Origin of the sequence: Flavobacterium inviolabile, from assembly GCF_013389455.1 — a bacterium.
Lineage (GTDB): Bacteria > Bacteroidota > Bacteroidia > Flavobacteriales > Flavobacteriaceae > Flavobacterium > Flavobacterium inviolabile.
The window spans coordinates 1,927,669-1,948,956 of the sequence record NZ_CP058278.1; the positions used below are offsets into that span (position 1 = coordinate 1,927,669).

Consider the following 21,288-nt stretch of genomic DNA (forward strand, 5'->3'; position numbering starts at 1 on the left):
TTAAAACCCTTATCTTTTTGCCGACCAGCTTTCCTGTTGTCGTTCTTCTAAGAATGTCCAGAGCAATATACGGCTCACCTTATTGCCTTGTTCCATAGTAATGGTTTTAACCTGTACCGCTTTTACCTTTTTAAGAATAGTGTAAAAGTTTTTTAAATGGTCATTTTTGGAAACCAGTGTCGAGAACCACAGGCATTGGGACTTAAAGTGAACACTTTCGTAAATCATATTGGTAATAAAAGCCAGTTCGCCGCCTTCGCACCATAACTCGTTATTCTGACCGCTGAAATTCAATACCGGTTTCCCTTCGGCAGCTTTGCCCAGGTTTTTCAGTTTGCGTTGTGAGCCTTGTGTTGCCGCTTCCCTGGAAGTGTGAAACGGAGGATTGCAAATAGTAATATCGAACGTTTCGCCCGGTTGTATGATATTCTTAAAAATATTGCGCTTGTTTTCCTGTAAGCGAATGCTAACCGTATCCTGCAGACCTGGATTGTTGCTGATAATTTTTTCTGCAGTGGCTTTAGCCGGTTTGTCCAGTTCTGTTCCCACAAACGTCCAGCCATATTCCTGATGCCCGATAATCGGATAAATACAATTGGCACCTACGCCAATATCCAGGACACGAACGTTTTTACCGGTTGGTATTTTGTGATGATTACTTTCGGTTAATACATCGGCTATATAATGAATATAATCTGCCCGTCCCGGAATGGGCGGACACAGATTGGTCTTGGGAATATCCCAGTAGTCAATGCCGTAAAACTGTTTTAATAAAGCCACATTAAGCGCTTTTACAGCTTCGGGATTGGCAAAATCAATACTTTCACTGCCAAATTTATTTAAGGCAACAAAAGCCTTCAGCTCCGGATATACCGTTATGAGCTGATCAAAATCATAGCGGTCATTATGTTTGTTTCGCGGATGCAGGCTTTTTGTCGTAGTATTGATTGTTGCTTTTTTCATTAAAATGGAATTGACTTCAAAAGTAGTATAAAATTAAAAATAAACCTTTTAAAAAAGGAAGGAGTTAAGAACACTAACGATATAAAACAAAAAACCCACTCTTTCGAATGGGTTTTATAATAAGTAAGATAAATATGTTTAACAAACGTTTATTTAACTCTATTTACAATAGCTGCAAAAGCTTCTGGATGATTCATTGCTAAATCGGCAAGAACTTTACGGTTCAATTCGATGTTGTTAGCTTTTACTTTACCCATGAATTGAGAATAACTCATTCCGTGTAAACGTGCACCAGCGTTAATACGCATAATCCATAATGCACGGAAATTTCTCTTTTTTTGCTTTCTGCCACGGTAAGCATATTGCATTGCTTTTTCTACCGCGTTTTTCGCTACTGTCCAAACGTTTTTACGTCTTCCAAAGAATCCTTTGGCTTGCTTCAATACTCTTTTTCTTCTAGCTCTTGAAGCAACTGAATTTACTGATCTTGGCATAATTTTAAATTGTTTTTGTAGCAGGCGACCTTTTCAGGTTCTTGTCGAAATAAATTTCGGGCACTACTCCAGGGTTATTAAATTGTTGTAACCGAAAGAACGATTAGATAATTCTTAATTGTTCTTTTACGCTCTTAATATCTGATTGGTGAACCAATGCAGAGTGCGTTAAAGCTAATTTACGCTTTTTCGATTTTTTAGTCAAAATGTGACTTTTAAAAGCGTGCTTTCTTTTGATTTTTCCAGAGCCAGTAACTTTAAAACGTTTCTTAGCACTAGATTTAGTTTTCATTTTAGGCATTTTCTTCCTAGGTATTAGATTTATCTTACTTACTATTTTTATTTGTCTTTACTTGTAAAAGTAAAAATCAATATCATATCAGGAGCATAATGCTCTTTGATTAATTGTCGGTTGTTCTGCTGCTTTACCCGAAGCTAAAGTTTTGGAACGGTTGCTCTAAAAAGATTATTGTTTTTTCTTCTTAGGAGCGATAAACATAATCATACGTTTACCTTCAAGAACCGGAAGTGCTTCTACTTTTCCATACTCTTCAAGATCCTGAGCTAATCTTAACAATAAGATTTGTCCTTGTTCTTTATAGATAATCGAACGACCTTTAAAGAATACGAAAGCTTTTAATTTAGAACCTTCTTTTAGGAACTTTTCAGCATTCTTCTTCTTGAATTCATAATCATGTTCATCAGTTTGAGGACCAAAGCGAATTTCTTTTACAACAATTTGCGTTGACTTAGCTTTAAGCATTTTGTCACGTTTCTTTTGCTCGTAAAGAAACTTTTTGTAATCCATTATTTTACAAACAGGAGGAGCGGCATTGGGAGAGATTTCTACCAAATCCAATTCTTGCTCTTCAGCCATTTGTAAAGCCTGAGAAGTTTTGTAAACTCCAGGCTCAATGTTTTCTCCTACAAGACGAACTTCAGGAACTCGAATGGCATTGTTTGTTCTATGCGCATCCTTTTTTTCTACTCTGGGTTGGTAACCCCTGTTGTTTTTAATTGCTATGGCTCTAAAAATTTAAGTTAAACTTAGAATGATTTTAATGTCTTATTGATTTCTTCCTGTATTAAAGAAGCAAATTGATCGATAGTCATTGTTTGATTTGATTTTCCGGAATCACCGTGACGACGAACAGAAATCGTGCCGTTCTTTTCTTCTTCCTCACCAACAATCAACATAAACGGTAATTTCTGAACTTCAGCTTCTCTAATTTTCTTACCGATAGTTTCATTACGGTTATCAATTAGGGCGCGAATTTCGTGATTTTCTAGCAAATCTAAAACTTTTTTGGCATAATTTTCATATTTCTCGCTCAAAGACAGTATGATAGCTTGCTCCGGCATCAACCAAAGTGGGAAATTTCCTCCAGTATGTTCCAGTAATATGGCAATAAAACGTTCCATGGATCCGAAAGGAGCACGGTGAATCATTACCGGTCTATGTAATTCATTGTCAGAACCTTTATAAGTCAATTCAAAACGCTCCGGTAAATTGTAATCTACCTGAATTGTTCCCAATTGCCAGCTTCTTCCTAAAGCATCCTTCACCATGAAGTCTAATTTAGGACCGTAAAAAGCTGCTTCACCATACTCAACAACAGTGTTTAAGCCTTTTTCGGCTGCTGCATTGATAATAGCGCTTTCCGCTTTTTCCCAGTTTTCATCCGATCCGATGTATTTTTCCGGTTTTTCCGGGTCACGTAACGAAATCTGAGCGGTGAAATTTTCAAAACCTAACGATCCGAATACATATAATACAAGGTCAATTACGTTTTTAAATTCGGCATCCAGCTGATCCGGCGTACAGAAAATGTGTGCGTCATCCTGAGTAAATCCTCTCACACGGGTTAAACCGTGTAATTCACCACTTTGTTCGTAACGGTACACCGTTCCGAATTCAGCATAACGTTTCGGAAGATCTTTATAACTCCAGGGTTTTGCATTGTATATTTCGCAGTGGTGCGGGCAGTTCATTGGTTTCAATAAAAATTCCTCACCTTCTGCCGGTGTGTGAATCGGCTGGAAGCTGTCTGCTCCGTATTTTGCATAGTGGCCGGAAGTAACATAAAGTTCTTTCTGTCCGATATGCGGTGTTACTACCTGCTCGTATCCGGCTTTTTTCTGAGCCTTTTTAAGGAATTGCTCCAAACGGTCTCTTAAAGCAGCTCCTTTTGGTAACCATAAAGGCAAACCTTGTCCTACTTTTTGAGAGAAATGGAACAAATCAAGTTCTTTTCCTAATTTTCTATGGTCACGACGCTTGGCTTCTTCCAGTAATTCCAGGTAATCCGTCAGATCTTTCTGTTTCGGGAATGAAATTCCGTAAACACGGGTTAACTGCTTGTTTTTCTCATTACCTCTCCAGTAAGCTCCGGCTACAGATAAAATTTTCATGGCTTTGATGATTCCGGTATTCGGAATATGGCCACCACGGCATAAATCGGTAAAAGTAGCGTGATCACAGAAAGTTATCGTACCGTCCTCTAAATTTTCAATTAATTCTGTTTTATAAGGATTGTTTTCTTTTGCATAGAAAGCCAATGCCTCTGCTTTTGAAGCAGAACGCATTTTAAATTCGTGCTTTTCTTTTGCGATCGCCAGTACTTTATCTTCGATAGCTTTGAAATCGCTGTCGGTTACTTTGTGATCACCAAAATCAACATCATAATAAAATCCGTTATCAATAGCAGGACCAATTGTTAATTTAATGCCCGGATACATTTCCTGTAAAGCCTGCGCCATTACGTGGGAAGTAGAATGCCAGAAAGCTTTTTTACCTTCTTTGTCGTTCCATGTATATAAGATAAGAGAACCATCCGTGGTTAACTCGGTGGTGGTTTCAACTGTTGTACCATTAAAAGAAGCAGAAATAACATTTCTGGCTAATCCTTCACTAATGCTTTTGGCAACATCCATCGGAGTTGCACCTTGTGCAAACTCTTTAACCGAACCATCGGGTAATGTAATCTTTATCATATGTTAAATTTATAAAGCGCAAATATAACGGTTTAAAGAAATACATACAATATATATATAAGGTATAATTGTAAAAGAATTTAATAAATGTTTGTTTTACTATATATAGGTGTATTGTGGTGTGGTGATAAAGCCGGATTTGTGTTTTTCAATTGAATTTACTGAGATTGCAGTGTTTTTTAAAGGTGTGGGGTATGCGGATGAAAACCCCCTAAAAATAATTTGTTATATTAAGGATTAGTAATCAGTTTGTTAAGTTATTGTTTTGTAGAAAGGCAAAAAATAGTTTAGAAATAGTTTGGAGAAGAGTAAAAAGGTGCTACTTTTGCACCCGCAATCAAGGCGAAGTTCATTAGATATTGAGGTTGAATCGGAGTGAAAAAGGGATTAAAAAATTTTTCAAAAAAGATTTGGCTAAATGGAATAAAGGTTTTACCTTTGCAGCCCGCAAAAACGGGAAGTTCATTGAGAGATTGCGTAGGATTTTTGAGTTAAGAAGCTTTTGAGAAGCTTGAAAAAAAAACTAAAAAAAATCTTGCGAGATTAAAAAAGGATTTCTACTTTTGCATCCGCTAACTGAAAGGCTAGCGGCTCAGAGCTTAGGCTTTGAGGGGAATAAAAAAGAAGACACGTTCATAGACATATTGGATTGACAGCATATAAAGAGAGAGTAAGATTTTTCGAGTAGAAGAATAAGCTAGATAATTTATCGACAATATTAAAAATATACGATGAAGAGTTTGATCCTGGCTCAGGATGAACGCTAGCGGCAGGCCTAACACATGCAAGTCGAGGGGTAGAGGAAGCTTGCTTCCTTGAGACCGGCGCACGGGTGCGTAACGCGTATGCAATCTACCTTGTACAGAGGGATAGCCCAGAGAAATTTGGATTAATACCTCATAGTGTTATCGAATCGCATGGTTTGATAACTAAAGTTCCAACGGTACAAGATGAGCATGCGTCCCATTAGCTAGTTGGTGTGGTAACGGCATACCAAGGCAATGATGGGTAGGGGTCCTGAGAGGGAGATCCCCCACACTGGTACTGAGACACGGACCAGACTCCTACGGGAGGCAGCAGTGAGGAATATTGGACAATGGGCGCAAGCCTGATCCAGCCATGCCGCGTGCAGGATGACGGTCCTATGGATTGTAAACTGCTTTTATACAGGAAGAAACCCTACCACGTGTGGTAGATTGACGGTACTGTAGGAATAAGGATCGGCTAACTCCGTGCCAGCAGCCGCGGTAATACGGAGGATCCAAGCGTTATCCGGAATCATTGGGTTTAAAGGGTCCGTAGGCGGTTTAATAAGTCAGTGGTGAAAGCCCATCGCTTAACGATGGAACGGCCATTGATACTGTTAGACTTGAATTATTAGGAAGTAACTAGAATATGTAGTGTAGCGGTGAAATGCTTAGATATTACATGGAATACCAATTGCGAAGGCAGGTTACTACTAATATATTGACGCTGATGGACGAAAGCGTGGGGAGCGAACAGGATTAGATACCCTGGTAGTCCACGCCGTAAACGATGGATACTAGCTGTTGGGCGCAAGCTCAGTGGCTAAGCGAAAGTGATAAGTATCCCACCTGGGGAGTACGTTCGCAAGAATGAAACTCAAAGGAATTGACGGGGGCCCGCACAAGCGGTGGAGCATGTGGTTTAATTCGATGATACGCGAGGAACCTTACCAGGGCTTAAATGTAGAGTGACAGGACTGGAAACAGTTTTTTCTTCGGACACTTTACAAGGTGCTGCATGGTTGTCGTCAGCTCGTGCCGTGAGGTGTCAGGTTAAGTCCTATAACGAGCGCAACCCCTGTTGTTAGTTGCCAGCGAGTCATGTCGGGAACTCTAACGAGACTGCCGGTGCAAACCGTGAGGAAGGTGGGGATGACGTCAAATCATCACGGCCCTTACGTCCTGGGCTACACACGTGCTACAATGGCCGGTACAGAGAGCAGCCACTTAGCGATAAGGAGCGAATCTATAAAACCGGTCACAGTTCGGATCGGAGTCTGCAACTCGACTCCGTGAAGCTGGAATCGCTAGTAATCGGATATCAGCCATGATCCGGTGAATACGTTCCCGGGCCTTGTACACACCGCCCGTCAAGCCATGGAAGCTGGGGGTACCTGAAGTCGGTGACCGCAAGGAGCTGCCTAGGGTAAAACTGGTAACTGGGGCTAAGTCGTAACAAGGTAGCCGTACCGGAAGGTGCGGCTGGAACACCTCCTTTCTAGAGAATGATAAATATTTAGTTTATCGAAAGGGAAATATTACTCTCGCTGTTAGTTCAAATAATACACTTAAGAAAGAAACAGAGTCTCGTAGCTCAGCTGGTTAGAGTACTACACTGATAATGTAGGGGTCGGCAGTTCGAGTCTGCCCGGGACTACTATTTTAGACTTAAGAGAAGGAAATTCTGGAAGTTGGGATTCACAATTTAATTCTGAATTCGAAATTCGGGACAAATTGGGGGATTAGCTCAGCTGGCTAGAGCGCCTGCCTTGCACGCAGGAGGTCATCGGTTCGACTCCGATATTCTCCACGATTCCGAGAGGAAAAACCGTTCATTGACATATTGAGATAAGAAAATATTTAAAAAATAGAAAGCACAGTAATTTTGGGTTCTGCTAGCAATAGTAGAATTTAAGATAAAAGTACAATAAGCAAAATAAGGGCGTATGGGGGATGCCTAGGCTCTCAGAGGCGATGAAGGACGTGATAAGCTGCGAAAAGCTGCGGGGATTGGCACATACGAGGTGATCCGCAGATATCCGAATGGGGCAACCCACTATGTTGAAGACATAGTACACCGATAGGTGAGTGAACCCGCTGAACTGAAACATCTAAGTAGGCGGAGGAGAAGAAAACAAAAGTGATTCCGTAAGTAGTGGCGAGCGAACGCGGATTAGCCCAAACCAATGTTGTTACGGCAATATTGGGGTTGTAGGACCACGACATTTCTTGCGGATTGAATTAGAATAACCTGGAAAGGTTAACCAAAGAGGGTGATAGTCCCGTATAAGTAAGAGAAGATAAGGATAGTGGTATCCTGAGTAGGGCGGGGCACGTGAAACCCTGTCTGAATTTGGCGGGACCATCCGCTAAGGCTAAATACTCCTGAGAGACCGATAGTGAACCAGTACCGTGAGGGAAAGGTGAAAAGAACCGTGAATAACGGAGTGAAAAAGATCCTGAAACCATACGCTTACAAGCGGTCGGAGCCCTTTCGTGGGGTGACGGCGTGCCTTTTGCATAATGAGCCTACGAGTTACCGTTGCTGGCAAGGATAAGCACTTCAGGTGTGGATCCGTAGCGAAAGCGAGTCTGAATAGGGCGCCATAGTCAGTAGTGGTAGACGCGAAACCGTGTGATCTACCCATGGGCAGGATGAAGCTGTGGTAACACACAGTGGAGGTCCGAACCGGTTGACGTTGAAAAGTCTTCGGATGACCTGTGGGTAGGGGTGAAAGGCCAATCAAACTCGGAAATAGCTCGTACTCCCCGAAATGCATTTAGGTGCAGCGCTGGCTTAAGTTATATAGAGGTAGAGCTACTGATTGGATGCGGGGGCTTCACCGCCTACCAATTCCTGACAAACTCCGAATGCTATATAATGTTTACCAGCAGTGAGGGCATGGGTGCTAAGGTCCATGTCCGAGAGGGAAAGAACCCAGACCATCAGCTAAGGTCCCCAAATGTATGCTAAGTTGAAAAAACGAGGTTTGTCTGCCCAGACAGCTAGGATGTTGGCTTGGAAGCAGCCATTCATTTAAAGAGTGCGTAACAGCTCACTAGTCGAGCGGACGAGCATGGATAATAATCGGGCATAAGTATACTACCGAAGCTATGGATTTGCGATTTATTCGCAAGTGGTAGGGGAGCATTCTAACAGGGTTGAAGGTGATATGTGAGTATTGCTGGACTGGTTAGAAAAGAAAATGTAGGCATAAGTAACGATAATGCGGGCGAGAAACCCGCACACCGAAAGACTAAGGTTTCCTCAGCTATGCTAATCAGCTGAGGGTTAGTCGGGTCCTAAGGCGAACCCGAAAGGGACAGTCGATGGCCAACGGGTTAATATTCCCGTACTACTTATAATTGTGATGGAGTGACGGAGTGATGAAAGTACCGCGAACTGACGGAATAGTTCGTTAAAGCACTTAGCTATAGGCCCTGTAGGCAAATCCGCAGGGACTGGTGAAATGCGATAGTACTCGGAGTCTTCGGACAAAGAGATAGTGTACCTAAGGGCTTCCAAGAAAACCTTCTAAACTTAGATTATAAGTACCCGTACCGTAAACCGACACAGGTAGTCGAGGAGAGAATCCTAAGGTGCTCGAGAGATTCATGGCTAAGGAATTAGGCAAAATAGACCTGTAACTTCGGGAGAAAGGTCGCCAGCAGCAATGCTGGCCGCAGTGAAAAGGTCCAGGCGACTGTTTATCAAAAACACAGGGCTCTGCAAAATCGTAAGATGAAGTATAGGGCCTGACACCTGCCCGGTGCTGGAAGGTTAAGAGGAGATGTTATCTTCGGAGAAGCATTGAATTGAAGCCCCAGTAAACGGCGGCCGTAACTATAACGGTCCTAAGGTAGCGAAATTCCTTGTCGGGTAAGTTCCGACCTGCACGAATGGTGTAACGATCTGGACACTGTCTCAGCCATGAGCTCGGTGAAATTGTAGTATCGGTGAAGATGCCGATTACCCGCAGTGGGACGAAAAGACCCTGTGCACCTTTACTATAGCTTAGTATTGCCCTTGGATAAGTGATGTGTAGGATAGGTGGGAGACTATGAAGCGGCTTCGCTAGGAGTTGTGGAGTCATTGTTGAAATACCACCCTTTGCTTATCTGAGGCCTAACCCCGCGTTGCGGGGGACATTGCTTGGTGGGTAGTTTGACTGGGGTGGTCGCCTCCAAAAGAGTAACGGAGGCTTCTAAAGGTTCCCTCAGCACGCTTGGTAACCGTGCGTAGAGTGCAATGGCATAAGGGAGCTTGACTGAGAGACATACAGGTCGATCAGGTACGAAAGTAGAGCATAGTGATCCGGTGGTTCCGCATGGAAGGGCCATCGCTCAAAGGATAAAAGGTACGCCGGGGATAACAGGCTGATCTCCCCCAAGAGCTCATATCGACGGGGGGGTTTGGCACCTCGATGTCGGCTCGTCACATCCTGGGGCTGGAGAAGGTCCCAAGGGTTGGGCTGTTCGCCCATTAAAGTGGCACGCGAGCTGGGTTCAGAACGTCGTGAGACAGTTCGGTCTCTATCTACTGTGGGCGTTAGAAATTTGAGTGGATCTGACTCTAGTACGAGAGGACCGAGTTGGACAAACCTCTGGTGTATCTGTTGTTCCGCCAGGAGCACCGCAGAGTAGCTACGTTTGGAAGGGATAAGCGCTGAAAGCATATAAGCGCGAAACCCACCACAAGATGAGATTTCTTTTAAGGGTCGTGGAAGATGACCACGTTGATAGGCTATAGATGTAAAGGCAGTAATGTCATAGTCGAGTAGTACTAATAACCCGTAAGCTTATGTACGCGGTTCCCCCGCTTCGGTGGGGGAAGCAACTTTCTTTTAAGATTAAATAATTTTTATCTCAGTATGTTAAGATATTGTTCATTCGAATTTGGTTTAAAAAATCAAACTCAATGAAACCTTGCTCAAAGCAATGGTACCTATTAAGGTGGTTATTGCGGCGGGGCTCACCTCTTCCCATTCCGAACAGAGAAGTTAAGCCCGCCTGCGCAGATGGTACTGCAATCCTGTGGGAGAGTATGTCGCCGCCTTTCTTTTGAAAACCCTATCCAAACGGATAGGGTTTTTTGTTTTTAGGAAGTAAGAAGTGAGAGAAAAGAAGTAAGATGAACCGGTTATATAACCTATAAATTGTCCTTTAATAAAAGATATTACGCTATTATAGGGCAAAAGGGATACTAATACTCCACAAAAAAAGCCCTTCTACTGAAGAGCTTTACAATTTTTAATGCCTATAATTACCCGTGAATGGTTTCCTGTTTGCCGTATTTGGTGATGATAGAAGTTTCAAATTCAATCCATTCCTGCCATCTTTTGTCTACATCCACTTTTTCCGTATACTTTCTGGCAAAACCTAAAAATGTAGTGTAATGTCCGGCTTCACTGATCATCAGATCCCTGTAAAATGTTGCTAATTTCTGGTCTTTAATATTTTGCGACAACACTTTAAAACGTTCGCAGCTTCTCGCTTCAATCATAGCCGAGAACAATAAACGGTCAATTAATGAATCGTTACGGCTGCCGTCTTTCTTTAAGAACTTGTATAGTTCATTTACATAATCGTCTTTGCGCTCTCTTCCTAAAGTCAGGCCTTTTTCCTTAATCAGTTCGTGTACCAATTCGAAATGTTCGATTTCTTCCTTTGCAATTTTAAGCATTTCGGTTACCAATTCCTCTTTTTCAGAATTGTTGGTAATGATAGAAATCGCATTGGAGGCAGCTTTCTGCTCACACCAGGCATGGTCGGTCAGGATCTCCTGAATATTGGATTCCACTATATTTACCCATCGTGGGTCTGTTTTTAATTTTAAACCTAACATTGTACTGAATTTTAGATGTAAAAATACAATTTTACTGCGAGAGTCTAAAATGATGTTTCCTTTCAAGTTGCTTATATTTGCATCTTATTGAATGCAAATGGGAAAACCTTTAGTGCTGATTATTGGCTATGTATGGCCGGAACCGAATTCTTCTGCAGCCGGCAGCAGAATGTTACAGCTGATTGAATTTTTTAAAGCCGAAAATTATACCGTTGAATTTGCCAGCCCGGCAGCCTATAGTCCTTTTGCTGTTGATTTAAAAGCAATAGGAGTAAAGCAGACGGCTATAACGTTAAATTGCTCCAGTTTTGATGATTATATCCGGGAATTGAACCCTGCCATTGTTTTGTTTGACCGTTTTATGATGGAAGAACAGTTTGGGTGGCGTGTGGCGAAACATTGCCCCGATGCCTTGCGATTGCTGGATACGGAAGATTTACACTGTTTGCGGGAAGCCAGAAGAATTGCCTATAAGCATCAGACTACTGTTGACGCCGGATTATTGCAGTCGGATCTTGCAAAACGGGAAGTTGCCAGTATTTTTCGCTGTGATCTGACCTTTATGATCTCGGAGTATGAGATGGAATTGCTAACAGGGACTTTTAAAGTCGATCAGACATTATTGTTCTATTTACCCTTATTAGTCACTCAAACGGAACTTACAGCTTTGCCGCAGCGGGAGCCTTTTGCGTCCCGGAAAGACTTTGTTTTTATCGGCAACTTTCTGCACGAACCAAACTGGAACTGCGTACAGGTTTTAAAGAAAGAAATCTGGCCCGAACTGCGAAAACAGTTACCGGAAGCCGCATTATATATTTACGGAGCTTATCCGTCACAGAAAGTACTGGATTTTAATAATCCCAAAGAACGTTTTTTTGTAAAAGGCAGAGCAGAGAATTCTTTTGAAGTAATTGAAAAGGCAAGGGTTTTACTGGCACCGATCCGTTTTGGCGCCGGAATCAAAGGGAAATTGCTGGATGCTATGGTGTGCGGAACACCATCTGTTACAACAACTACAGGAGCCGAATCGATGTCCGGAGATTTAGAGTGGAACGGTTTTATAGAAGATAATAACAGCCGTTTTATTGCGCAGGCAGCTGCCTTGTATGCCAATGAGCAGTTATGGCAGGAAAAGCAAAATAACGGACTGCTACTGTTGCAGGAAAGATACCGGGATGTTTTGTACTGGGGGAGCTTAAAAATCAGGATAACGGATTTGTTGCAGCATGTAAACGAACACCGTCTTGGAAACTTTATCGGTGCCATGTTACAGCATCATTCTTTACAGAGTACGCATTATATGTCGAAATGGATAGCGGAAAAGAATAAAGACAAGAGCCATTCTTCCGAATAGCTCTTTCTGTTAGGTATTGGTTTCCAAATCTTTAATATAGTCTTCATATTCATAGAAAAAGCGCTCAAAGGCGTCCATATTCTCATAAAAGAAGTCAAAGATTTCCGGCCATGTTGTTTTGTTAAACAGGCTGATTCCTGTTTTTTCCACCCATATTTTACTGATTACTTTTCCGGTATCCAGATGGAAATTGCGTTCCAATATGGCTTCCGGCAGAAAGTCTTCTAATAAAATGGTTTTCAGGGATTCTATCTTTTCAAAATAAATTTTTCTTTTCTCTTCATCTTTGGGTTCTATGTCTAATAGTACCTGAATCTTTTTGTTGTCCACATAAAATTTAAAAGAAAAATCTTTGATTTTAGTGTCATACAACAACCATTTTCGAGGATAAACACTCGCGAATTCCGTCCAAAATTCCTTCTTAATTTTCTGTGCTTCTTCCTTACTGAACATTTTTTTATTTGAATATTTGTATTAATAAAAGTTTGCCAAGATATTTTTTTGAGGTAACTTTATGATTGTGTTTTTAAAGAAAACTCAAAAAAAAGATGGACTTTCAAGATTTTTTAAAATATATTCCAAAAATAGAAAAAGAAAAACTTCTGGCGTCGGATGCACATATAAAAATGGCACCCCTGGAACGTATTTCTACTCTGAAAGAGGCAAATTACGTTGATAAAAATCCGAGAAGGGCCGCCGTGATGATGTTGTTTTATCCTAAAAACAACAAAACACACCTGGTTTTGATCGTTAGAAACACTTATCCCGGAGTTCATTCTTCACAAATAGCATTTCCGGGCGGAAAAGTGGAACCGGAGGATAAAAATTTAATCCAGACGGCACTACGGGAAACCCACGAAGAAGTCGGTATTGCGCCGCAGAAAATCAAAGTAATAAAGCCTTTTAGCGAAATTTATATCCCACCCAGTAATTTTCTGGTATCGCCGTTTATGGGAATTTCACAGGAAGAATTGTCTTTTGTGCCACAGCTGGAAGAAGTCGCCCAGATTATCGAACTGCCTTTGGCCATGTTCCTTGATGATAACATTATCATCGAGGTAATGATGACCACTTCCTATGCCCAAAACATAAAAGTACCTGCTTTTCAAATCGAAGATCATATCGTCTGGGGTGCCACAGCAATGATGATGAGTGAGCTCAAAGAAACTGTTAAGAATGTAATCTAATCGATTTGTTTTCTGTAAATTTGCAGCTCTTTTTTGAAAACTAAACAGTAAAAAAATGGGATTGTTTAAAAGAAATCCTTTCGGTCATATACTTTTTATTAAAAAATGGCTGATTCGTGTTTTTGGGGCTTTAACCCATAGGCGTTATCGCGGGTTTAATGAACTTCAGATTGACGGATCGGAAATTATCAGGGCATTACCGGATAAGAATGTACTTTTTATCTCCAATCATCAGACGTATTTTGCGGATGTGGTAGCGATGTTTCATGTTTTCAATGCCAGTTTAAAAGGCAGGGAAGACAGTATTAAAAATATCGGATACCTGTGGGAGCCCAAACTTAATATTTATTATGTAGCGGCAAAAGAGACCATGCAGGCCGGATTACTGCCAAGGATTTTATCCTATGTGGGAGCAATTACTGTAGAAAGAACCTGGCGTTCTAAAGGTAAAGATGTAGCCGAATCGGAAAAAAAGGATGTCAACCCGAATGATACCGAAAATATTAAGATCGCTTTGGCCGATGGATGGGTAATTACCTTTCCGCAGGGAACAACAAAGTCGTTTAAACCGGTTAGAAAAGGAACAGCACACATTATCAAACAGCATAAACCGGTAGTGGTACCTATCGTTATTGACGGTTTCAGACGTTCTTTTGATAAAAAAGGACTGCGGTTAAAAAAGAAAGGCATTCTGCAATCGTTTATCATCAAGGAACCGTTGGATATTGATTATGAAAACGATACTATAGACGAAATTGTCGCAAAAGTGGAATATGCTATTGAACAGCATCCTTCCTTTTTAAAAGTTATTCCGGTGGAAGAAATTGAAGCCCAGGAAGAACTGAACAAACAAAGACAGTGGGATTATTAAGATATAAAAAAAAGCGGCTTACGATGGTAAGCCGCTTTTTTTATAGGTCTATTTTTTTCAGTTCTTCATAATTTTTATACAGTCTTCGGAGTAAAAATCCGTAAAGTAAGCGGTAGAACAACCAGAACAATCCAAAGAGAATGGCAAAGAATATAATGGTAGATCCGATGATTAAAACCCAGAACATAAAACTCTGATCGCTTCCGGAAACCTTATATATCCGGGTAAACTTCTCATCATACATAAAAGACGCAATCATTATCGTGATAAAGATAGTGCCGATCATCGCCAGGTTGTACCAGATATAATACTGTACGGTTTTGCGGGTTTTCAGGATGCTTTTCATTAACGATTTTACATTGTCTGTTGTATTGATGCGTTTAAAATTTATATAGAATAAAAAGATAAACGAAAGAATTACCACATGATTGATAACGGTAAAAATGCTGATTAACGTAGCGATATGATACGACTCTAAAGTCTTCAGATAATTTTCGTCTGCGGTAAAGAAACTGATTACACTCCAGAACAATATCTCCAATATACTGATAATAAAAATCCATTTCACGATGGAAGAAGACTTCTTATGCAGCATGGCATAGATCTCCTTCTCCGTAATTTTCGGAAAAGCATTTTCATTCTTTTTCCAGTCTTTTTTTAATAAATCTAACTCTTCCATATAGTCATCCTCTCCTTATGGATTTACAATTTTTTTTAATTTTCCTTTAATACGGTTCATCTTTACCCGGGCATTTACTTCGCTGATTCCCAGGGTTTCGGCAATCTCCGTATAATCCTTGTCTTCCAGATACATAAAGACTAAGGCTTTTTCAATATCATTTAATTGATGTACCGCTTTATACAATAATTTAATCTGCTCTTCTTCCTCAAAATTGTAATCCTCGTGATTAAATCGGTGTATTTTATTGTCAAATTCGATAGTATTAACCGTTTTTGTCTTTTTTCGGTATAATGTAATCGCTGTATTCAAAGCGACCCGGTAGGCCCATGTAGTAAATTTTGCTTCTCCGCGAAATTGCGGGAAAGCTTTCCATAACTGAATCGTGATTTCCTGAAACAAATCTTTGTGCGAATCCTCATCAGAAGTATACAGCCGACAAATCTTGTGTATAATATTCTGATGTTCTTCCAATTGGGAAACAAAAGATTGCTCTAAACTCGAATTCATATTGGAATTAGTGTGGTTTTTAAACGAATTGTTACAGGTGTTCCTCTTTTTTATTTTTAAAGATACGAATCAAATTTTTCAGGAATGCTGTGCTGTGTAAAAAATACCGGTATTACTGTTTTGGTTTTGATGTGCTTACGAGCATTTGATTTTCATAAAACCATTGTAACGTTCCGTCCGGTTGTGAAAATGAGTTTCGTTATCGGCAGGAAATAAATGCTGTTGCAGGAACATTTCGGTATGTTTTTAAGGAGAAAAGGAAAGTGCTTAAAGCGAATAAAAACCGCAGGAGTGATGATTAAAGTTTGTAACTTTACGTGTTAAATATGAAAAAAAGAAAATGAATATTCCCCGTTCAAGTTTTCCCAGAATCGTTATTATAGGAGGTGGATTTGCAGGAATTGCATTAGCAAAAAAACTCAGAAACAAAAATGTTCAGGTTGTCCTTTTGGACAAACACAACTATCATACTTTTCAACCGTTGCTGTACCAGGTTGCTACCGGTGGCCTTGAAGCCGGTTCGATAGCCTATCCTATCCGGAAAGTGGTTCAGGAATATGAGAATTTCTATTTCAGGCTGGCGCAGGTAAAAGAGATCGATACGGAACATAAAAAGGTTATTGCCGATATAGGCGATTTATACTACGATTACCTGGTGATTGCCACCGGGTCCAAAACCAATTATTTCGGGAATAAGGAGATTGAGAAAAACAGTATGGCGATGAAAACCATTCCGCAGTCTCTGAATATCCGCAGTCTGATACTGGAAAATTTCGAACAGGCATTACTGACCAATGATATTAACGAGCGTTTGAGCCTGATGAACTTTGTAATTGTTGGCGGCGGACCAACCGGAGTAGAACTTGCCGGTGCTTTAGCCGAGATGAAGAAAGCCATTTTGCCAAAAGATTACCCGGATCTGGATGTGCGGAAAATGGAAATCAACCTGATCCAGGGATCGAACAAGATTCTGGATGCGATGTCTGCCAAAGCTTCTCAGAAAGCAGAAGACTTTTTAAGAGGACTGGGCGTGAGTATCTGGAAAAATGTAAAGGTGACCAATTATGACGGTAAAACAGTGACAACCAGTTCCGATTTGATTTTTGAATCGGCTACAGTGATCTGGACAGCCGGTGTTAAAGGCGCAGCGATAAAAGGTTTACATGCCGAATCGCTGGTGGACAGGATAGAAAGGATCAAAGTGGATGAATTCAACCAGGTTCACGGATATGAAGATATTTTTGCAATAGGGGATATTGCGATGGTGGAAACCGAAAAATACCCGATGGGACACCCGATGATGGCTCAGCCGGCTTTGCAGCAGGGAGCGCTTTTAGCGGATAACCTTATCAAAAAGATACAGAACCAGCAAAGAAAACCATTTTTGTACCACGATAAAGGTGCGATGGCGACCATCGGCAGGAATAAAGCGGTTGTCGATTTGCCGAAATGGCATTTTAACGGGGTTTTTGCCTGGTTTGTATGGATGTTTGTTCATTTGTTCTCTTTAATCGGATTTAAGAACAAAGCGGTTGTTTTTATGAACTGGGTATACAATTATATCCGTTTCGACAGGGAAGGACGTTTGATTATCCGGCCTTATAAAAAGAAAAGCTCCCAGAGTTTTATTCCGGATGAAATGTAAAATAAAAAAGAGCCGTTTTAAAACGGCTCTTTATCGTTATAATGCTCTCTTTTCGTAATAATTAACCAGCAGATCCACAAATTTACTGTAGCTTTCCATGCCGTCTTTTTGCTGATTCAGTTTCAGGAAGTTGTCGTAGAACACTTTAAAAAGCGGTTCCATAATGTTCTGGTGGCTGTCCCAGAAAGCATCGGAATCTTTAAAGTTTTCCAGAACACCGGGACGAATCAACGGCAGAAGTTCTTTGGTCTTTCCTTCTTCTTTCATTTCAATATTGTGCAGGCAGTAGCGAAGCGCATACGTATAACCGGAGTAGTTGAAATAAATATCATCATTATAGATGGAAGCCATATAACCGATAAAATTGGCTTCACTTTCGGAAGCATAGCCAATCTGATGTGCCATTTCATGACAGGTAGTTGTGGCAAAATTGGTTTTCGGGATCAGGTCGTTCACCTGTGCTTCATTGGTAAACGGATTCAGGTAACCGCTAAAACCCATATAGGTGAGCGGTGTGCTGATCAATGACGCTTTAACGGATTTATGATCGTATGCGAAAAAGGGAAATGCTTCGCCAAGGTGATGATAGCCGTTCAGTGTTTTTTCAAAGAGTTGTTTTTGGGTATACGGAACGGAAACTTTCAGGCTGTCATTTTTTTCGATCTGCGCGTGAACGGCATTCACTTTGACAATCACCCGTTTGGTAAAATCCATCAGTTCTTCCAGTGAATAGTCCTTTTCTATGGCCAGTTTTTTATACAGCGGAACACGGTGGTAGTTCACGCCCCAAAGCAGGTTGAACAGAAAATAAAATACAGACACAAATCCGACCAGACTGAGCAGGTTGTCTTTCCAGGCGGTTTTCCAGGACTTGCGTTGTTTCCAAAGCCATTTTAGCAACAGCAGTATTACGATAAAATACAACAGGTCACCAATAGAAAAAGGAATTTTGCCAAAACTGATGCGCAATATCCGGGACAGGAAAGGGTAAAAGCCATTGCTGTAAAAACGTTCTACGAATTCAGGAAAAAAAGAAAGTACTTTTAAAAACAGGATTTGTACCCCTAAAAACAGGGGGAGTAACAGCTTTTTATTCATCAGCAAAATTTTTATAAATATAAAAAATGTTAATTTAAGATGCCGTTAATTTTCTTATAGTATATTTGCATTTAATTAGAATAGATAAAAATAACAAAGCAATTGTTCTGGTAATGAAAAAGTTAGAAGCGCCTCAAAAAACAATTTTTTTCTGTGATGGCAGCAAATGCAGCAAAGAGAATAAGCACAATCGCAAAGCCATTCGTTCCTTAGTAAAGGAAGCTGGCTTAAAAGATGAAGTGGCTTTGGTTAAAACCTATTGCACGGATAACTGTAAATGTGCCCCGGTAATTTCCGTTCAGCCGGAAAACCTTTGGTTTGGTGAAGTATCGGAAAAAAAAGCAGTTCAGATTTTTGAAGAACACATTGCCTTACCGGTTTTAAAAATTGCAAAATAACAGCCTTCCCCGCTGTTTTACTCCTCCAAATTAAATCTTCAAAATAAGTTGATTATCGTTTTCCTTGGCTGAAAATCTTTGTAACTTTGGGACTTTCGAATTCGAAAGAACAAACTATAAACTACAAACAGAAAAATAATGAGCCAGGAAGTAAGAAACCTTGAGCCTAAACAGCTTTGGAATAAGTTTGCCGATTTGAATGCTGTACCCCGTCCTTCAAAAAAAGAAGAGCGTGTGATTGCATTTATGATGGATTTCGGTAAAAAACTAGGACTTGAAACGATCAACGACGAAGTTGGTAACGTAATCATCAAAAAACCGGCAACTGCTGGTATGGAAAACAAAAAGACCATAGTAATGCAATCGCATCTGGATATGGTTCACCAAAAAAATAACGACACAAATTTTGATTTCGATACACAGGGAATTGAAATGTATGTTGACGGAGACTGGGTTCGCGCAAAAGGAACTACTCTTGGTGCCGATAACGGACTTGGTGTGGCTACAATCATGGCTATTCTGGAAAGTAACGATATTCCGCATCCGGCAATTGAAGCCTTATTCACGATTGATGAAGAAACGGGTATGACCGGTGCTATGGGATTAAAAGGCGGTTTGCTTGACGGTGAGATCCTTTTAAACCTGGATACGGAAGAAGATGATGAAATCGATATCGGATGTGCCGGTGGTGTAGATGTTACTGCTGTTCGTGAGTATGAAGAGGAAGAAACTCCTGCAGATTCTGTAGGTTATACCATTACGGTAAAAGGACTTAACGGAGGACATTCCGGTATGGATATCGACAAAGGATTAGGAAACGCGAACAAAATCATGAACCGTTTGTTATTTGACGGATTTGAAAACTTCGGTTTACAGGTTGCGGAGATCAACGGTGGTAGTTTGCGTAATGCTATCCCGAGAGAAAGTGTTGCAAAAGTGATTATTTCCCAGATTTATGATGAAGCTTTTGTGTTTGATATGCAGGAAGTGATCGGGGATATCAAAGCAGAATTCAAAACGACAGAACCGAATTTAACGATCGAAATCGTAAAATCGGATCTACCGGCTAAAGTAATGGACTTAGGTGTTCAGGAAGGTCTGGTACGTGCTTTATATACCGCTCATAACGGTGTGTACCGTATGAGTGCCGATATGGCTAATTTAGTGGAAACGTCAAACAATATCGCTCGTGTAATTGTTAAGGAAGGAAAAATCACCATCCAGTGTTTAACCCGTTCTTCTGTGGAAACGTCAAAATTCGATTTAGCAAATGCATTGCGTTCGGCTTTTGAATTGATTGGCTGTGAAGTTAATTTTGCAGGTTCTTACCCGGGATGGACACCAAACGTGAATTCTCCTATCCTGGATGTATTAACGGCCATTTACGAAAAACAAAACGGTTCCAAACCACATGTGGTAGCATGCCATGCCGGATTGGAATGTGGTATTCTGGGAACAAATTACCCGGATATGGATATGATTTCTTTCGGACCGACCATCAAAGGAGCGCATAGCCCGGATGAAAGAGCATCTATCGCTTCTGCACAGAAGTACTGGAAATTCGTATTGGAGATTTTACAAAATATCCCATCGAAAAACTAAAAGAGAAGCATTACTAATAAAAAGCCGGGAAAATTTTCCCGGCTTTTTCATTTTAAAACAGTTTTAGGGTATTGCCGGTCTTCTGAAATCATTTAAAAATACCTTCCCGGTTACACTGTTTTTTATCTGAAAAAAATCGTTACTTTTAACCAGAAAAAAATGTAAACCACGGAAAAACAAGGTTATGAAAGAGAATTTTAAATATTTCGTGAAACTTTCGTCCATCGGCGCGGCAAGTTTAATCAAGATAAATTTACTGGGAATATTTTCAACGGTAATTGTTGCTATAATTGGAGCTGTATTTTTGGTCAAAAACATAGATCCCGGACATTCCGCACACGTTAGCCCGATTCCGTTTCTGGCCTTACTTTTTGCAGCAAGACCTGTTGGCTCTATCCTGTGGTTAATCAGTACTTTCGGAAGTCCCTGGCTTTTCATTTTCTTTGGAAATAAATATACAATTAAGAAAGTAGCCAATAAGCTGATAACAGACAAATCCGAAAGTTTAATACATCCGCTTCTGGACAAAGTGCTGCAAAAATTTCATAAAAACCAACCACAAATCGTTCGAAGTGCCGGTGATTATTCAATGACTAAAATGCGGATTATCCACGAAATTAAAAATGACCAGAGCGAGAATAAATGGCTTCGGAAAATCTTAGTTTTTGCGATGAAAAAAGTTAATATGGATGATATCGATTTTAATCAGGAAAATTTGAACTTCTATGAAATAATCAAGGTAAAAACCATTCAAACTTTGGAAAGCATCACAAAACCAAGTCGGAATACCATTTGGATCCTTTTGACTATTCAATGGGCTATTGTGCTATTTATTGCCTTAACCAATCTTTAAGTTAATTTCAAACGACAGTACCGTTATATTTTTTAAAACGAAATGTCTT

The 21,288-nt window shown here is 40.5% G+C and carries 17 protein-coding genes, 2 tRNA genes and 3 rRNA genes; 12 read left to right on the forward strand and 10 right to left on the reverse strand.

What is annotated here, in order from left to right; genetic code table 11:
* Positions 1 to 9: 9 nt before the first annotated feature.
* The 5 genes from rlmF to thrS all read right to left on the reverse strand — a co-directional run bounded on the left by rlmF (position 10) and on the right by thrS (position 4,451).
* The gene (rlmF, locus tag HW120_RS08580; RefSeq protein WP_177733198.1) at positions 10 to 963 is read right to left on the reverse strand and encodes a 23S rRNA (adenine(1618)-N(6))-methyltransferase RlmF; all 954 of its coding nucleotides are present in this window, start codon (positions 961 to 963) and stop codon (positions 10 to 12) included.
* Between the two features lie 149 nt (positions 964 to 1,112).
* On the reverse strand, positions 1,113 to 1,457 hold the full coding sequence (gene rplT / locus HW120_RS08585) for a 50S ribosomal protein L20 (RefSeq protein ID WP_177733200.1): 345 nt from the start codon (positions 1,455 to 1,457) through the stop codon (positions 1,113 to 1,115).
* A 103-nt stretch (positions 1,458 to 1,560) separates the two neighbouring features.
* Positions 1,561 to 1,758 (reverse strand): 50S ribosomal protein L35, encoded by a 198-nt coding sequence (gene rpmI / locus HW120_RS08590; protein ID WP_177733202.1) that lies wholly within the window; start codon positions 1,756 to 1,758, stop codon positions 1,561 to 1,563.
* 165 nt (positions 1,759 to 1,923) lie between these two features.
* Positions 1,924 to 2,475 (reverse strand): translation initiation factor IF-3, encoded by a 552-nt coding sequence (infC, locus tag HW120_RS08595; protein ID WP_177736271.1) that lies wholly within the window; start codon positions 2,473 to 2,475, stop codon positions 1,924 to 1,926.
* A gap of 29 nt (positions 2,476 to 2,504) precedes the next feature.
* On the reverse strand, positions 2,505 to 4,451 hold the full coding sequence (gene thrS, locus HW120_RS08600) for a threonine--tRNA ligase (RefSeq protein ID WP_177733204.1): 1,947 nt from the start codon (positions 4,449 to 4,451) through the stop codon (positions 2,505 to 2,507).
* Positions 4,452 to 5,179: 728 nt separating this feature from the next.
* Between thrS and HW120_RS08605 the strand changes: the two genes are divergently transcribed.
* The 5 genes from HW120_RS08605 to rrf all read left to right on the forward strand — a co-directional run bounded on the left by HW120_RS08605 (position 5,180) and on the right by rrf (position 10,256).
* Positions 5,180 to 6,695: ribosomal RNA gene (locus tag HW120_RS08605) — 16S ribosomal RNA — on the forward strand.
* Between the two features lie 85 nt (positions 6,696 to 6,780).
* Positions 6,781 to 6,854 (forward strand) — tRNA-Ile (locus HW120_RS08610).
* 79 nt (positions 6,855 to 6,933) lie between these two features.
* Positions 6,934 to 7,007, forward strand: a tRNA-Ala gene (locus tag HW120_RS08615).
* Positions 7,008 to 7,122: 115 nt separating this feature from the next.
* Positions 7,123 to 10,004, forward strand: a 23S ribosomal RNA gene (locus HW120_RS08620).
* Between the two features lie 142 nt (positions 10,005 to 10,146).
* A 5S ribosomal RNA gene (rrf, locus tag HW120_RS08625) occupies positions 10,147 to 10,256 on the forward strand.
* The 16S, 23S and 5S rRNA genes sit together here with 2 tRNA genes alongside, the layout of an rRNA operon.
* 204 nt (positions 10,257 to 10,460) lie before the next feature.
* On the opposite strand, the gene miaE is transcribed toward rrf, so the two are convergent.
* Positions 10,461 to 11,042: a tRNA-(ms[2]io[6]A)-hydroxylase gene (miaE, locus tag HW120_RS08630; protein ID WP_177733206.1), complete on the reverse strand. Its 582-nt coding sequence runs from the start codon at positions 11,040 to 11,042 to the stop codon at positions 10,461 to 10,463.
* Between the two features lie 97 nt (positions 11,043 to 11,139).
* Here miaE and HW120_RS08635 point away from each other — a divergent pair, with 97 nt between their 5' ends.
* Positions 11,140 to 12,396, forward strand: coding sequence for a glycosyltransferase (locus HW120_RS08635; protein WP_317168422.1), 1,257 nt, complete (start codon positions 11,140 to 11,142; stop codon positions 12,394 to 12,396).
* Between the two features lie 9 nt (positions 12,397 to 12,405).
* Here HW120_RS08635 and HW120_RS08640 read toward each other — a convergent pair whose 3' ends face one another.
* Complete coding sequence (locus HW120_RS08640; RefSeq protein ID WP_177733210.1) at positions 12,406 to 12,849, reverse strand: DUF4268 domain-containing protein; 444 nt, start codon at positions 12,847 to 12,849, stop codon at positions 12,406 to 12,408.
* A 95-nt stretch (positions 12,850 to 12,944) separates the two neighbouring features.
* Here HW120_RS08640 and HW120_RS08645 point away from each other — a divergent pair, with 95 nt between their 5' ends.
* Both HW120_RS08645 and HW120_RS08650 read left to right on the forward strand, forming a co-directional pair.
* Positions 12,945 to 13,583 carry an NUDIX hydrolase gene (locus tag HW120_RS08645; RefSeq protein ID WP_177733212.1) on the forward strand — a complete coding sequence of 213 codons (639 nt, stop codon included), beginning with the start codon at positions 12,945 to 12,947 and terminating at the stop codon, positions 13,581 to 13,583.
* 55 nt (positions 13,584 to 13,638) lie between these two features.
* Complete coding sequence (locus tag HW120_RS08650) at positions 13,639 to 14,454, forward strand: lysophospholipid acyltransferase family protein (protein WP_177733214.1); 816 nt, start codon at positions 13,639 to 13,641, stop codon at positions 14,452 to 14,454.
* A 40-nt stretch (positions 14,455 to 14,494) separates the two neighbouring features.
* Here the strand turns inward: HW120_RS08650 and HW120_RS08655 are convergent, their stop codons facing one another.
* Together HW120_RS08655 and HW120_RS08660 are read right to left on the reverse strand one after the other, a co-directional pair.
* The gene (locus tag HW120_RS08655) at positions 14,495 to 15,133 is read right to left on the reverse strand and encodes a hypothetical protein (protein WP_177733216.1); all 639 of its coding nucleotides are present in this window, start codon (positions 15,131 to 15,133) and stop codon (positions 14,495 to 14,497) included.
* Positions 15,134 to 15,148: 15 nt separating this feature from the next.
* Positions 15,149 to 15,643, reverse strand: a complete 495-nt coding sequence (locus HW120_RS08660; protein ID WP_177733218.1) for an RNA polymerase sigma factor — start codon at positions 15,641 to 15,643, stop codon at positions 15,149 to 15,151.
* Positions 15,644 to 15,983: 340 nt separating this feature from the next.
* Between HW120_RS08660 and HW120_RS08665 the strand changes: the two genes are divergently transcribed.
* Complete coding sequence (locus HW120_RS08665) at positions 15,984 to 17,288, forward strand: NAD(P)/FAD-dependent oxidoreductase (RefSeq protein ID WP_177733220.1); 1,305 nt, start codon at positions 15,984 to 15,986, stop codon at positions 17,286 to 17,288.
* Positions 17,289 to 17,324: 36 nt separating this feature from the next.
* On the opposite strand, the gene HW120_RS08670 is transcribed toward HW120_RS08665, so the two are convergent.
* Positions 17,325 to 18,386 carry a DUF3810 domain-containing protein gene (locus tag HW120_RS08670; protein WP_177733222.1) on the reverse strand — a complete coding sequence of 354 codons (1,062 nt, stop codon included), beginning with the start codon at positions 18,384 to 18,386 and terminating at the stop codon, positions 17,325 to 17,327.
* A gap of 113 nt (positions 18,387 to 18,499) precedes the next feature.
* Between HW120_RS08670 and HW120_RS08675 the strand changes: the two genes are divergently transcribed.
* The 3 genes from HW120_RS08675 to HW120_RS08685 all read left to right on the forward strand — a co-directional run bounded on the left by HW120_RS08675 (position 18,500) and on the right by HW120_RS08685 (position 21,239).
* The gene (locus HW120_RS08675) at positions 18,500 to 18,784 is read left to right on the forward strand and encodes a (2Fe-2S) ferredoxin domain-containing protein (protein WP_177733224.1); all 285 of its coding nucleotides are present in this window, start codon (positions 18,500 to 18,502) and stop codon (positions 18,782 to 18,784) included.
* A gap of 138 nt (positions 18,785 to 18,922) precedes the next feature.
* Positions 18,923 to 20,386 (forward strand): aminoacyl-histidine dipeptidase, encoded by a 1,464-nt coding sequence (locus HW120_RS08680; RefSeq protein ID WP_177733226.1) that lies wholly within the window; start codon positions 18,923 to 18,925, stop codon positions 20,384 to 20,386.
* A gap of 184 nt (positions 20,387 to 20,570) precedes the next feature.
* Entirely contained in the window at positions 20,571 to 21,239 is a 669-nt protein-coding gene (locus tag HW120_RS08685) for a hypothetical protein (RefSeq protein WP_177733228.1), read from the forward strand.
* The last annotated feature ends 49 nt before the right edge of the window (positions 21,240 to 21,288 follow it).